This is a genomic window from Terriglobales bacterium, from assembly GCA_035937135.1.
Taxonomy (GTDB): Bacteria; Acidobacteriota; Terriglobia; order Terriglobales; family Acidobacteriaceae; genus DASYVL01.
The window spans coordinates 1-13,589 of sequence record DASYVL010000106.1; the positions used below are offsets into that span (position 1 = coordinate 1).

At 64.9% G+C, this 13,589-nt stretch carries 12 protein-coding genes; 2 read left to right on the top strand and 10 right to left on the bottom strand.

Annotated elements, in window-relative coordinates; genetic code table 11:
- From VGQ94_06385 to VGQ94_06400, 4 genes are all read right to left on the bottom strand, one after another.
- The coding region (locus VGQ94_06385) for a hypothetical protein (protein ID HEV2022140.1) at nt 1-686 on the bottom strand (686 nt) is incomplete at its 3' end.
- Between the two features lie 300 nt (nt 687-986).
- Nucleotides 987-2,243: a Glu/Leu/Phe/Val dehydrogenase dimerization domain-containing protein gene (locus VGQ94_06390; protein ID HEV2022141.1), complete on the bottom strand. Its 1,257-nt coding sequence runs from the start codon at nt 2,241-2,243 to the stop codon at nt 987-989.
- Nucleotides 2,244-2,265: 22 nt separating this feature from the next.
- Nucleotides 2,266-3,396, bottom strand: a complete 1,131-nt coding sequence (locus tag VGQ94_06395; protein ID HEV2022142.1) for a hypothetical protein — start codon at nt 3,394-3,396, stop codon at nt 2,266-2,268.
- Nucleotides 3,397-3,486: 90 nt separating this feature from the next.
- On the bottom strand, nt 3,487-4,110 hold the full coding sequence (locus VGQ94_06400) for a hypothetical protein (protein ID HEV2022143.1): 624 nt from the start codon (nt 4,108-4,110) through the stop codon (nt 3,487-3,489).
- 165 nt (nt 4,111-4,275) lie between these two features.
- Between VGQ94_06400 and VGQ94_06405 the strand changes: the two genes are divergently transcribed.
- Both VGQ94_06405 and VGQ94_06410 read left to right on the top strand, forming a co-directional pair.
- Nucleotides 4,276-5,610 carry an MFS transporter gene (locus VGQ94_06405; protein HEV2022144.1) on the top strand — a complete coding sequence of 445 codons (1,335 nt, stop codon included), beginning with the start codon at nt 4,276-4,278 and terminating at the stop codon, nt 5,608-5,610.
- 54 nt (nt 5,611-5,664) lie between these two features.
- Entirely contained in the window at nt 5,665-6,423 is a 759-nt protein-coding gene (locus tag VGQ94_06410; protein ID HEV2022145.1) for an enoyl-ACP reductase, read from the top strand.
- Between the two features lie 32 nt (nt 6,424-6,455).
- Here the strand turns inward: VGQ94_06410 and tsaE are convergent, their stop codons facing one another.
- The 6 genes from tsaE to thiE form a co-directional block, all read right to left on the bottom strand.
- Nucleotides 6,456-6,953, bottom strand: a complete 498-nt coding sequence (tsaE, locus tag VGQ94_06415) for a tRNA (adenosine(37)-N6)-threonylcarbamoyltransferase complex ATPase subunit type 1 TsaE (GenBank protein ID HEV2022146.1) — start codon at nt 6,951-6,953, stop codon at nt 6,456-6,458.
- Nucleotides 6,953-8,575: an NAD(P)H-hydrate dehydratase gene (locus VGQ94_06420; protein ID HEV2022147.1), complete on the bottom strand. Its 1,623-nt coding sequence runs from the start codon at nt 8,573-8,575 to the stop codon at nt 6,953-6,955. Before VGQ94_06420 ends, tsaE begins: the two co-directional genes overlap by 1 nt.
- 14 nt (nt 8,576-8,589) lie before the next feature.
- Nucleotides 8,590-9,609, bottom strand: coding sequence for a potassium channel protein (locus VGQ94_06425; protein ID HEV2022148.1), 1,020 nt, complete (start codon nt 9,607-9,609; stop codon nt 8,590-8,592).
- 75 nt (nt 9,610-9,684) lie between these two features.
- Complete coding sequence (locus VGQ94_06430; GenBank protein HEV2022149.1) at nt 9,685-11,247, bottom strand: amino acid permease; 1,563 nt, start codon at nt 11,245-11,247, stop codon at nt 9,685-9,687.
- 22 nt (nt 11,248-11,269) lie between these two features.
- A complete protein-coding gene (locus VGQ94_06435) occupies nt 11,270-12,847 on the bottom strand; it encodes an amino acid permease (protein HEV2022150.1) in 1,578 nt (525 codons plus the stop codon).
- Nucleotides 12,844-13,491, bottom strand: coding sequence for a thiamine phosphate synthase (gene thiE / locus VGQ94_06440; protein HEV2022151.1), 648 nt, complete (start codon nt 13,489-13,491; stop codon nt 12,844-12,846). The genes VGQ94_06435 and thiE overlap by 4 nt, the downstream gene beginning before the upstream one ends.
- Nucleotides 13,492-13,589: the final 98 nt, after the last annotated feature.

Genomic DNA, 13,589 nt, shown 5'->3' on the forward strand with positions numbered 1-13,589 from the left:
CCGCTGGCGGTGACTTGCACCGGCTCGCCCGCCATCACTTCCATGGGCACGACGCTCACGCTGCAACTCTTGGGAAGCTCCCGTTCCCCCCCCAGCTTGAACAGCAAGCCAGTGCGCAGGCGCACCCCGCTAAACTCGGTCGACAAGGCTTGACTGTGGTGAGCCCACATGTAGTCGGCTTCGATCAGGCGGAAGTCCAGCCAGCGGTTTACGTGGAGGTCGAGTCCGCCGCCCGCAGCCAAACCGATGCCACTGCCCAAGCCCGCCCAATTCAGGTGATGGTAGCCAACCAGGGCGTGCAGGAAGGGAGAGACGTGTTCCCTACGCCACTTGACCTGTGGGCCAGCCATGAACGTGTATATGGTGCTGTTCGGGCCCCAGTGCGCACCGAAATCGAGGGTAAGGCCCCAGTGGTCGGTCGCGGTGATGGTGGCGCTGGTGCCGAGCCCTGAGGGTATGGATCTCAAGCGACATCCAAGGGACCCACAGAAGAAGCTGGCTGGTGGTGGATCCCATACTGAGGCGCCCGGATTCATCCAGGCGTAGCCGGCAAAGATTTCTACTTTGGGAACGGGCTGATCGCTACTCTGCCCCAGCGCGGCGGGAACCAACAGGGCGGCCACCAGCGCCAGAACCAGAATGACTACTGCCTTGCGGACGACGGAACCTTCGACACGAAGCGACATGGAATCCTCCGGAAAAGTCAACATAATGAAAAACCCAGGTATGGAAAAACGGGGCCCGAAATGGCCAGATCAAACTCCTCCGGCCCAGGAACACATGGATTCTACCCTATTCCCCCGCCAATGAAACAGAAAAAAATCGAGTGGGGGCAAGAAACCAAGGCGTTCAATATTGAACACCCCCAAATTGGGACACCACCCAAAAACAGCCCCGGCGCCGTCGCCTGGGCTCGGGGACTCGCTCAGGATGACCGGCTTCCTCGGGCCTCTCTGCTCGAACTCGCACCTCGCCACTGGCTGGCTCTACGTCCCCCTGAGCTTCTCCGCCCGTGCCACCCGTTCCACGGCGATGCAGTAGGCGGCGGTGCGCAGGGACATCTTCTCTCTCTTGGCGCGCTCGGCCACGCTCTGGTAGGCGCGCACCATGTACTTCTCCAGCTCCTGGTTGACGTAGTCCTCGTCCCAGAAGATCTGCTGCAGGTTCTGCGCCCACTCGAAGTAGGAGCAGGTGACGCCGCCGGCGTTGGCCAGGATGTCGGGGACGACGGTGATGCCACGCTTTTCGAAGATGGCGTCGGCGGAGGGCGTGGTGGGCAGGTTGGCGCCCTCGACCACCACTTTGGCCTTGATGCGGTGGGCGTTCTCGCCGTTGAGGACGCACTCGAGCGCCGCCGGGACCAGGACGTCGCAATCCACCTCCAGCAGGCCCTCGTTGGAGATGGCCTCGGTTCCCGGGAAGCCCACCACTGAGCCCGTGGCCTTCGAATGCAGCAGCAGGTCGCGGACGTTGATTCCCGCGGGATTGTGGACGCCGCCGCGCACGTCGGAAACAGCTACGACGCGGCATCCCAGCGCGGTGATGAGCAGGGCGGCGTTCGACCCCACGTTGCCGAAGCCCTGCACCGCCACTCGCAGGTTCTTGAGTTGCTGGCAGACGTCGCGCGAAACCTCGCGCACCATGAAGGAGACGCCCCGGCCGGTGGCCTGCTCCCTGCCCTGGGAGCCGCCCAGCTCCACCGGCTTCCCGGTGACGCAGGCGGGAGTGTAACCGTGCGACTTGCCGTACTCGTCGAAGATCCAGGTCATGGTCTGAGCGTTGGTGTTGACGTCGGGGGCGGGGATGTCGCGGTAGGGCCCGAGCAGGATCTGGATGCGCGAGGTGAAGCGCCGGGTGAGCCGCTCCAGCTCCTTCTGCGACATCTTGCTGGGATCGCAGGCCACGCCGCCCTTGGCGCCGCCGAAGGGGATGTTCACCACCGCCGTCTTCCAGGTCATGGCCGCGGCCAGGGCGCGCACTTCGTCAATGTCCACCGCCGGGTGGTAGCGGATGCCGCCCTTGGTCGGGCCGCGCACCCCGTTGTGCTGCACCCGGTAGCCCTCAAAGACCTTGAGGCTGCCGTCGTCCATGCGCACCGGGACCTCCACCCGGATCTCGCGGAAGGGCGTGGAGAGCAGGGTCTGCGTGTCGGCGTCCAAGCCGAGCTTGGTGGCCGCCAGGCGGAAGTTCTGCCGCGTGATCTCGATGGGGGATTCGTTTGCCGCCGGGGTCGGGGTCGCCATCCTTGAATGTCTCCTTAAGGTCTTATTGGCCCTTGGCGCGCAATGCATTTACCTGCGCCAGCATCTCGCGCGCGTACTTCTGGAAAGGACCGGGAATGCTGGAGGCCTGGGTCAGATAAACGCGGGCCTCGGTGTAGCGCCGGAGCTTGGCATAGCTCAGGCCCAGACAATAGAGGATGCGGGACTCGGCGGCATCCTGTTCCTTCAGCGGGCCGGCCGCCGCCTTGAGCTCCGGGATGGCAGCGTCGTAGCTGCCCTGCATCACCAGGACAAACCCCAGCACGGAGTGGGCGCTGGCCACCAGGAGGGCCTTCTTGGGGTCGGCGCCGGCTTCCTCGGTCTTGGTCAGGGCCACGGCCTTGCGGGCGTATTCCAGGGCCTTGGGGCGCATCTTCGCGTCCTCGGCTATGGTCTCGGCCAAAAGCAGCAGGGTGGTGACGTTGCTGGGGTCGGCCGCCAGGGACTTCTCTCCGAAGGCGATCAGGCCGGCGCGGTCGTTCATCTGCTGCAGCGAAATCATGGCGTACTGGGTCACCTGGTCCTGATAGCGGGAGCCCGGAAACGCGGTATGGAAGCGTTCGATGTAGCTCATGCGCTTCTTGCCGTCCGTCTCAGCGGCGATAGCGTTGTAGGCGGCGCCCTCCATGTACTCGTGGTTGGAGCGGGCTTCCTCGCGCAACTGATTGTTTGCGGCGGCAAAATCGGCGTCACTCATGGCCTCGGACTTGGGCTGCTTGCCGATGCCCTGGAAGGCCGTGCCGCCGCGCGCGGCGTAGTCCACGATCTTGGCGTAGTCCTTCATCTGCTGGGCTACGGTCACCTGGGAGGCCAACAAGTCCAGTTCCCCGGGCATGGCCGCGACCGCTTTGTCGCCGACCTCCAGGGCCCGGGCGGCGTTGCCGGCGGCCAGATAGAGCTGCGAGAGCTGCCAGTTCCCATAGGCCACCGCCGCTGGATTGGAGGAGAACTTGCCCACGAACTCCTCATAGAGCGCGATGCGCTTCTGCGCGTCCTGCTCGTTGGTGATGGCTTGCAGCGCCAGGTCTTCCGGCGACCCCGCGGGAATCACAATCTTGTTCACCTGGGCGGAGGCGGGCAGCGCCAGCAGCATCAGACCCAACATGGAGGCCAGCAGGGTGGTTCGAAGCCTCATGGCTCACCTCGAGGAGGGAAAAAGGGCAAAAATCCTCGCCCGCGCGCATCCTATCCCCCGGAAGCGGGGATGCGCAAGGATAGTCGGGGCTTATTTCCCGTCCGCCGGGGGAGGTTCTGGGTTGCCGGCTTCCGGCGGAGCGGCGCTGGCGCGGATGGCGAAGCCGGCGGGCACGATGAGCACCCGGGGCAGGTGCCCATCCTTCAGCCGGTAGGGCGCCAGGCCGTCGAGCGAATCAATGTTCAGGAACGCGCGCAGGAAGGCGTGGCCGGGGACGTCCTGGAACTCAAAGAGGTCGCCGGGCGTGAATCCATCCTGGGCCTGCACGATCAGCTCCTGCTCGCTGCGGATATCTTCCTGGAGCGCCGGGTCGAGGACGATGACCCAATAGACGTCCCACTCCACCACCGCGCCCTCCGGGGGCAGGGCGTTGATGATGTCGTTGTGGCCGAAGTCCTCATAGCCCTCGGCCTGATGCAGCGCTCCCGGAGACACCAGGTACAGGTTCAGCCGCGCATCGCGCGGCTTGCGGTCGGAGACCCGCGCGCCGAACCGCCAGGGACCGAAGGAGAACGGCTGCTGGCCTTTTGGGATCGGGGCCAGGTTGAAGCTGACCAGTTGGTTGCGCAGGTAGGCGGTGGAGACGGAACTGGGAGGGCCGACGCTCGGGGTGCCGGCCCACAGGACCGCGGCACAACCCACCAGCGCTGCCAAACGCAGGACTCGAGTCGCTGAGGCGCGCAGCTTCCCACCTCCCGTGGACGGGGAGCCTGCTGGGGCCATTATGGGGTCGTTTTGGGTCTTCCCCGCCGATAAATTTTCTCCGGCCTAGCCGGCTGCCGCATTTGGCGCACTCCATTTCTTGCTACAGTAAACCAAGTGCGCAACATCCTCCGCAACCGGCCGCTGCGTTTCATTTTCGCCGCCAACGTCATCTCCATGCTGGGCAGCGGCATGAACACCGCCGCCGTCACCTGGTCCATTTTGCAGAAGACGCATTCGGAGATGGACCTGGGGCTGCTGGCGGTGCTGACCACGCTTCCCGGGATGCTCATGCTGCCCTTCACCGGCGTGATCATCGATCGCGAGGACCGCCGCCACCTGCTGATGCTGCTCGACCTGGGCCGCGGCGCTGTGGTGCTGGTGGTGGCGGTGCTGGCACTGCGCGGCCCGGTCCACACCTGGCAGCTCTACCTGATGAGCATGCTGGTGGCCACCGGCTTCTGGATGTTCTGGCCCACCATCACCGCCCTCATCCAGGAGATGACACCGGAGTCGGAGTTCGTCCACTCCAACACCTTCCTGCTGGCCGGGGTGCAGGGGGGATGGCTGATGGCCGGCGCGCTGGTGGGCTTCGTGTACGACCACATCGGACTGGGCGGCGTGCTGCTGATCGACTGCGCCACCTACGCGGCCTCGTTCCTCTGTTATCTCTTCGTGCGCCGCGGCCGGCACGTGGTCGAGCACCCCGAGACCGGCCCCAGACCCGAGGGCATGGTGGGGCGCTACTTCCACGAGCTGCGCGAAGGCATCGGCTTCCTCAAAGGGAAGCCCTACGTGGTGTTGCTGGGGACGAGCTGGGCGCTGTTCATCGGCGCCATGCTGACGCAAAGCGTGATCACCGCGCCGCTCAGCGACCGCATCCTGCACGCCGGAGCCGTGGGCTACGGCTGGCTCAACGGAGGATGGGGCTTGGGCGCCTTTCTGAGCGTGCTGTATTCTCCGCTGATCATACGTAAGGCGGGATCGCGTCACTCGGTGGGATTCTCCATGGCGCTGCTGGCCGCCAGCCTGCTTGTGCTGCCGTTCTCCCACTGGCTGGGGATCGCCGTCGCCATCTACGCGCTGATGGGCTCGGCGCGCGGCGTGGGCGGCATCGCCATCTCCAGCACCTTGATGGAGATCGTCCCCAAGCACTTCATGGGACGGGTGCAGAACACCTTCTACTTCGCCGGGACGGTTTTACAGATGGCCTTCGGCTACCTGGTCGGTATCGCCGCGCACAAGCTGGCGCTCTCCGTCGGATTCTTTGTGGTGGCAACGATGTACGCCGTCGCCGCCGTCACCGCCATGTGGCCGGTGGCGCCGCCGGAGCGCTACCTGGAGCCGGAACTGGTGGCGGCCGGAGGCTCGCTGCCGCTCGACGTCGGCGCTGGACGGGCCCACGGCGAGGTCGTCCCCGCGAATCCGGAGCACGACAGCGAGCGCGGCTAACTGCTATCCTTTGCGATTGCTTTTCACGAGGAGACAACCACCGTGTCGAATCCGATGGAAGGACGCACCGCCGTGGTCTTCGGAGTGGCTAACAAGCGGTCCATCGCCTGGGCCATTGCGCAAGCGTTGCAGGCCGCCGGCGCGCGGCTGGTCATCACCTACCAGAACGAGCGGCTGGCGGAGGAGGCCAAGGACCTGATCGCCGCCCTGCCCGGCGCGGAGGCCTTCCAGTGCGACGTGTCGCGCGATGAAGAAGTCGAGCAGCTCTTCGCCCAGCTCAAGTCCCGCTACGGCAAGCTGCACGCCCTGGTGCACAGCATCGCCTTCGCGCCCGCCGAGGAGCTGAAGGGCGAGTTCCTGGCCACCTCTCGCGAGGGCTTCCGCATCGCCCACGACGTCAGCGTCTATTCCCTCATCGCGCTGGCGCGCGCCGCCGCCCCGCTCATGGAAGACGGCGGCTGCATCCTTACTCTTACGTATTACGGCTCGGAAAAGGTCGTGCCCCACTACAACGTGATGGGCGTGGCCAAGGCGGCACTCGAAGCCAGCGTCCGCTACCTGGCCTACGACCTGGGCAAGCGGCGCGTGCGGGTGAACGCCATCTCCGCCGGGCCTATCAAGACGCTGGCGGCGCGCAGCATCTCCGGCTTCGGCGACATGCTCAAGGCCCAGGCCGAACGAGCGCCGCTGCAGCGCAACGTGGATGTGAATGAAGTGGCCGCAACCGCGGTGTTTCTGTGTTCCGACGCCGGTTCCGGCATCACCGGCGAGGTCCTCTACGTGGACTGCGGCTACAACATCATGGGATTCTGAATAGAAAGGAAAAAGGGAAAGGGAAACCCAGCCTATTGACGACGCCCGGTCTTCACTTTTTCCTTTTTACTTCTTCCTTTTTCCTTTCTTCCTCCGCGCCTCCGCGACTCCGTGGTGAAAACGATCTTCCTGTCGTTCTCACTCTTCCGCTCCAACACGATTTCAGCGTCGCGCTCGCGCTCGAAGCGCTCGAACTTCTCTCCCCACTCGATCAGGATGACGCTGCGCCGGTCGAAGAGGTCGTCCAGACCGAGGGTTTCGAGCTCGCGCTCGGTGTCCACCCGGTAGAGGTCCACATGGAAGACGTTGGCCTTGGGTCCGCGGTATTCGTGAATCAGCGTGAAGGTGGGGCTGGTGACTTGTTCCTCGGCCGCGGCGTGGAATCCCTCGGCGATGCCCTTCACCAGCGTGGTTTTCCCCGCGCCCAACTCCCCGCGGAGTATCACCAGCTTCGGCGGCTTGAGCTGAGCGGCCAACCTGCGGCCGAGGGCGACGGTCTCGGCGGCGGAATGGGTGGTGTACACAGGCATCAGGTGATTCGCTGGAGGTCTTGGTCAGCGCGGCCACGGAGTTCCTTGAAAGCTGCCGGGAGATATTGGATCAGGTCGGTAGCGATCATGGCTTCGGCACCAATCTCGTCAGCCGCCAAGTCTCCGGCCAGACCATGAAGGTAGACCGCTGATGTGATGCTGGTAGGTTCCGGCCCTCTGCCGGACGCCCAATCCTTCCCCTGCGCGACCAGGCTGGCGATGATGCCGGTGAGCACGTCCCCGGTGCCGCCGGTCGCCATGCCTGGGTTGCCTGTCGGGTTGACCCAGACCTCGCCGTCCTGCGTCCCGACCAGAGTCCGAAAACCCTTGAGAACCACAGTTGCCCCGAACTGACTCGAGATCTCACGCACCACTCGGATCCGATCTGCGGGATCCTTGCTGATGGGATGGCCCGAGAGACGCGCCATCTCCCCCGGATGCGGCGTGAGGATGAGCGCGCAGGTGCGTTTCTTCAGGAGGGAGGCGTGTCCTTCAAACGCATTCAGTCCGTCAGCGTCCAAGATGATTGGAATTGAACACCGGCTTACAAATGCTCGCACAAATTCCGCGGTCTCCGGGTGGCGCGAGAGCCCCGGGCCGAGCGCCACAACGTCCTTGCCCGCAAGGAGTTGCTCAATCCGCCCGTAGTTAAAAGCTTTGGGCGAGACTGTGCCGGCATCCGTTTCGGCTAGCGGCTCGGTCATGATCTCGGGCGCCACGGCTGCAACCATGGGCAACGCAGAGGCGGCGGTGGCGACCGTAGCCAGGCCGCAGCCGGACCGTAACGCGGCGAGAGCTGCCATCGCAGGCGCGCCTGTCTTTCCGATCGACCCGCCGATCACTAGCACGTGGCCGAAAACACCTTTGTGCGCGTAGGGCGAGCGGATGGATAACCCGAGCATCGCGTCCGACGCAGTGGTTACGTGCAACTGCAGGGGTGATTGGATCGCCTCTTCGGGGGTGCCGATGTGGGCAACGGCTATGTGGCCGTCGACAAACGCGGGATCGAAGACTTGGCGCTGCTTGGCAGCGGTGAACGTCACACAATGCTGAGCCTTTACACGCTCTCGGCAGCTCTGGAGGTAGGCTTCCTTGCTTTCGGTCGCCGGAGAAAAGGTGTCGCAATCGACCCCGGAGGGGATATCGACAGCGACGCAGCGCTCCCAGTGAACGGAGATGTTCTGGAACGCCTCCTTGTGGAACTCGCTCACGGGCGGCTTGAACGCCGTACCGAAGATGGCGTCCACCAGGACATCCGCCTTGAATACTCGCAGCGCCGCCTCGCTCTTCAACTCTCCCGCGCTGCGCGCCACCACTGCCTTCACCGGCAGCTTCTGGAACATCTCTGCCGCATCGCCCTTGAGCTCCGCGGGATCGGCCAGCAGCAGCACATCCACCTGCCGGCCGGCCTCGTGCAGCTTGCGCGCGGCGACAAAGCCGTCGCCGCCATTGTTGCCCTTGCCGCAGAGGACGCCGATGCGCTTGGCTTCGGGATACTCCTCGAGGACAAACTCGGCTACCGCGCTGCCGGCGTTCTCCATCAGGGTGAGCGAGAGGACCCCGAACTTTTCCGTGGTGATGCGGTCGATCTCCCGCATCTCGGCGGCGGTGACGATCTTCATGGCAGGGATTTCACTCAGCTTCCGGCGCCGCGTCCGCCGGCGGCCGCGGCTTCTTCGAGTTGGCGCAGCCCGGAGGCCTGTCCCACGGCAATCAGGTTGTCGCCGCTCTGGATGCGGTCGCTGGCCGCGGGGTTGAAGCTCATCGCCGTGCCCGCGCGCTTGATGGCCAGGATGATCACGCCCATACTCTCGTGGATCCTGGAGTCGCCGATGCTCACCCCGGCCACGCGCGACCCTTCTTCCACCAGGACCTCCTCGATCTCCACCTCCAGCTTCTGGTCGTGGGCGGTGGCGATGTCCAGGAAGTCGAGGACGTTGGGCCGCAGGAAGGACTGGGCGATGCGGTGTCCGGCGAAGGAATAGGGCGAGACCACGAAATCCGCGCCGGCGGTGCGCAGGTGCTTTTCCGCACCCTCCTCGCTGGCCCGGGCGATGATCTTCAGCCGCGGGTTGATGCCCCGCGCGGTCAGCACAATATAGATGTTGATGGCGTCGGTGGTGGTGGCGGCCACCAGCCCCTGGGCGCGCTCGATCTGCGCCTTGCGCAGCGTCTCTTCCTGGGTGGCGTCGCCGGAAAGCACTAGCCAGGCTTCACTCAGGCGGTCGAGCCTGGCCTGATTGTTCTCCACCATCACGAAAGGAACCGGCTTGCGCGCCAGTTCCGCCGCGGCGGCCCGCCCCACGCGCCCCGCGCCGCAGATGATGTAGTGGTCCGAAAGCCGGGAGATGTCGCGTTCCATCCTGCGCCTTCCGAAGAATTGCTGCAGCTCGAATTCTAGCAAAGCCTGGGTGAGCGCGCCGATACCCAGGAACACCAGCCCCACGCCCGAGATCAGCAGCCCCAGATTGAAGATGCGCCCGGTGTGCGAGAGCGGATGCACTTCCTGATAGCCGACCGTGGTCAAGCTGATGACCACCATGTAGAACGAGTCGAACCAGGACCAGCCTTCCAGGTAGTGGAAGCCGGCGGTCCCGACCAGCGCCAGTCCCAGCAGGGCCAGCCCCACGACTCTCAGGTTGCGCAGCGGCTTCACGCCTGTCTCCGGGCGCGATTGTAAAGCAAAAAGGCCCTCCGCCGTTTCGCGGAGGGCCTTACGAGGAAACCAGTCCTACTTCCCTGCGCCGCCCGAGCCTCCGGCCGCCAGCGCCTGCTGCACGTGGCTGTGTTTGGTTCCATAGGTGAAGTAGATGACGAGGCCGATGACAAGCCAGATCACCAGGCGCAGCCAAGTGACGCCCTTCAACCCCAGCATCAGCGCCAGGGAGACCAGGATGCCCATGATAGGCACGAAGGGCACCCAGGGCGTCCGGAAGGGGCGCTTGAGGTCGGGCCGCTTCCTGCGCAGCACCAGCACTCCGGCGCACACTATGACGAACGCCAGCAGCGTTCCAATGCTCACCAGCTGGCCCAGGTCGCCGATCGGCACCAGCGAACCGGTGAAGGCCACGCAGATGCCGACGATCAGGGTGGACTTCCATGGTGTCCGGAATCGGGGATGGATGTCGCCCGCCCACTTCCACAGCAGGCCGTCGTGGGCCATAGAGTAGAAGACGCGCGACTGCCCCAGCAACATCACCAGCATCACCGTGCTCAGGCCGGCCAGGGCTCCCGCATTGACCACGTAGCTGCCCCACTTCACCCCCGTCTCCCGGATGGCGAGGGAGACCGGGGCGCCGATGTTCAGCCGCGAGTAGTGCGCCACCGCCGTCAACAGCCCCGACACCAGCAGGTAGAGGATGGTGCAGATGATCAGCGACCCCATAATGCCGAGGGGCATGTCTTTCTGAGGGTTCTTGGCCTCCTGGGCGGCGGTGGAGACGGCGTCAAACCCGATGTAGGCGAAGAAGACCACGCCCGCGCCGCGCAGCACCCCCGACCACCCGAAGCTGCCGAAGCTACCGGTGTTCGGCGGCATGAACTCCTTCCAGTTCGCCCGCGCCACGTCGGGATGCCCGAAGACGTAGAAGCCGGCGACCACGATGAAGGTGACCACGGCGATCAGCTTGATGAAAACGACGACAGTGTTGAAGTTGGCTGATTCCTTGATGCCCACGATGAGCAGCGTGGTCACCGCCATGATGGCCAGGAAGGCCACCAGATTGAAGGCGGCGACGGCGTGCGGCAGCGAGTCGGCATTGACGTGGGCGGCCTCCAGCACGCCCGTCAGCGTGCTCAGTGGCGCCCAGCGTCCCTGGTACATCACCCACACCGAGCCCGGCGTGTCGCAGATCTGCGGCGGCAGGTTGATGCCGTAGTCCTGCAGGAAGGCCACCAGCGTGCTGCTCCAGCCGGAGGCCACCGTGGCCGCGCCGAAGGCGTATTCCAGAATGAGGTCCCAGCCGATGATCCAGGCGAAAATCTCGCCCAGCGTGGCGTAGCCGTAGGTGTAGGCGGAGCCGGCGATGGGGATCATGGCGGCGAACTCGGCGTAGCACAGTCCGGCGAAGGTGCAACCGATGCCCGCCAGTACGTAGCTGAGCATGATGGCCGGCCCGGCGTACTGGGCGGCCGCTTCGCCCGTGAGCACGAAGATGCCGGCTCCGATGATGGCGCCGATGCCCAGGGTGATCAGGTTGAGGGGACCCAGGGCGCGCTTCAGCCCGTGTTCGTTGGTATCGCCCGCCTCCGCCATCAGTACGTCCAGGGGCTTGGTTGCCAGCAGATTTGCCATCCGCTCGTCTCTCCTTGGATTCCTACGCGGCCCGTGCCGGCCTCTTCCCTGCCGCGCCGCGCGACCACAAAAAATAAACCGGGATGCCCAACAGCACAATAATCAGCCCCGGCCAGGTGAATTGCGGCTTGTAGCGCAACAAGACTACATCAATGAATAAAGCCATCAAAATATAAATCGCGGGCAGCACGGGGTAGCCAATGGCCTTGTAAGGCCGCTCGGCATCCGGCCGCGTCCGCCGCAGCACGAACAGCGCCACGATGGTCAGGATGTAGAACACCAGCACGGCAAAGATGATGTAGTCCAGCAGTTGGTTGTAGGTGCCGGAAAGGCAAAGTGCGCAGGTCCATACCGCCTGCACCGCCAGAGACATGACGGGTGTCTTGTAGGTGGGATGGAGCTTCCCTGCGGACTTGAAGAACAATCCGTCGCGGGCCATAGCGTAGTACACACGCGCCCCGGAGAGGATGAGCCCGTTGTTGCAGCCGAAGGTGGAAAGCAGGATGGCCAGCGCCATCAGCGCCGCGCCGGTGGCGCCGAACATCTGCAGCATCACCGCCGTTCCCACGCGGTCCGCGGCCGCCTCAGGATGCAGGGCTGCCTGCTCGGGATCGTCGGTGGCGTACTGGATGCCGCGGCCCATCAGCGTGTTCGCATGCTTGTCGCCGTGCAGCGGCAGCACGTTCAGGTAGGCGACGTTGGCCAGCACGTAGAGCAGGATCACCGTGCCCGTACCCAGAGCGAGCGCCAGCGGCAGGTTGCGCTTCGGATTCCGGACCTCGGCGGCGGCGAAGGTAACGTTGTTCCAGGCGTCGGCGGAGAACAGTGACCCCACCTGCGCCACCGCCAGCACGGTCAGGGTGCCGACGAAGATGCCGGCGCCCACCTCGTGCTGCGCGCCCAGCGAGGCGTTGCGCCAGAAGTTCGAGAAGTTGGCGGCCACCGCCTCGGCGTTGCGGCCGACAAAGATTCCCAGGAACACCACTGCCGCCAGTCCCGCAACCTTGGCGAAGGTGAAGACGTTCTGCACCAGGGCGCCGATCTTGATGCCGAAGAGGTTGATGACCGTCAGCACTACGATGCTGACGATCCCCACCAGGTTCTGGGTGTTCAATCCGACGTCCATGTTGCCCAGCACCATGGGCCCCAGGTGGAAGGCCGGCACCTTGGCGATGTGCCAGATCCAGTTGTCGGCTGCGATGGAAGGAAAGAAGAAGCCCGCGAACTTGCCGAAGGCCACGCCCACGGCGGCGATGGTGCCGGTCTGGATGACCAGGAAGAGCGTCCAGCCGTAGAGGAAGCCCCACAAGGGGCCGAGCGCTTCGCGCAGGAAGACGTATTGGCCGCCGGCCTTGGGCATCATGGCGGCGAGTTCGCCGTAGGAGAGCGCGCCCACCACCGTGAGGAATCCGGTGACCATCCAGGCAGCAATGAGCAGCGCGGGCGAATCCACCAGGCGTGCGATATCGGCGGAGACGATGAAGATGCCGGAGCCGATCATCGAGCCCATCACCAGCGTGGTGGCGCTGGTCAGGCCCAGTCCCTTGACCAGTTCCGGTTCTGGCGCGGCTGCGGCGCGTGCGGCAGCGGGAGTGCTCACTTGAGCTCCTTCTTCTTCAGATGCTTTCGAAACTCCTCCGCCGACTTGCGCGGAGACCCTAGCAGGTCGGAGAGCACCGCCACCGCATCCGCTCCCGCCCCCAGGACTGCCCGACAGTTTGCCCGTGTGATGCCCCCGATGGCAACCAGAGTTTTCCGGGTGGCCCGGCGCGCCGCCCGGACCCCGGCCAGGCCAACCACCGGGTCGGGCTTGGCTTTGGACCGGGTCGCGAACACCGGGCCGATGGCGATGTAGTCGGCAGAGCTCCGGTCTGCTTCTCTCACCTGCCTCCGGTTGTGGGTGGAGACGCCCAGCCAGCGGCGCTTACCGATGATTTTGCGCGCCGCGACGGGCGGCAGATCTTCCTGCCCGACGTGCACGCCGTCGAAGCGCGCCGCCAGGCAGAGGTCGGCGCGGTCGTTGAAAATGAGCCGCGCCCGCCGCCCGACCGCTTTCCGGATGGCCCGCGCCTGCTGCAGCATCTCCCGCGTGCTGCCCGTCTTGTTGCGGTATTGGATGAGCCGCATTCCGCCCTTCACCAGCGCGCGAGCGAACTTCGCCATCGCCGTGTTCGGGTCCCTCGCCCGAGCAAAACTCGCAGCATCAAGGATGGCGTACAGCGGCGGGAAGTTCGTTCGGCTCACTCTATAACCATTGTAGAATCAATATGTTACAAGAGCATCGCACAGCCGATGACGGCTGTGCCACACAGTCCTTGCCGCCCATCACTTCATAAAGCGCT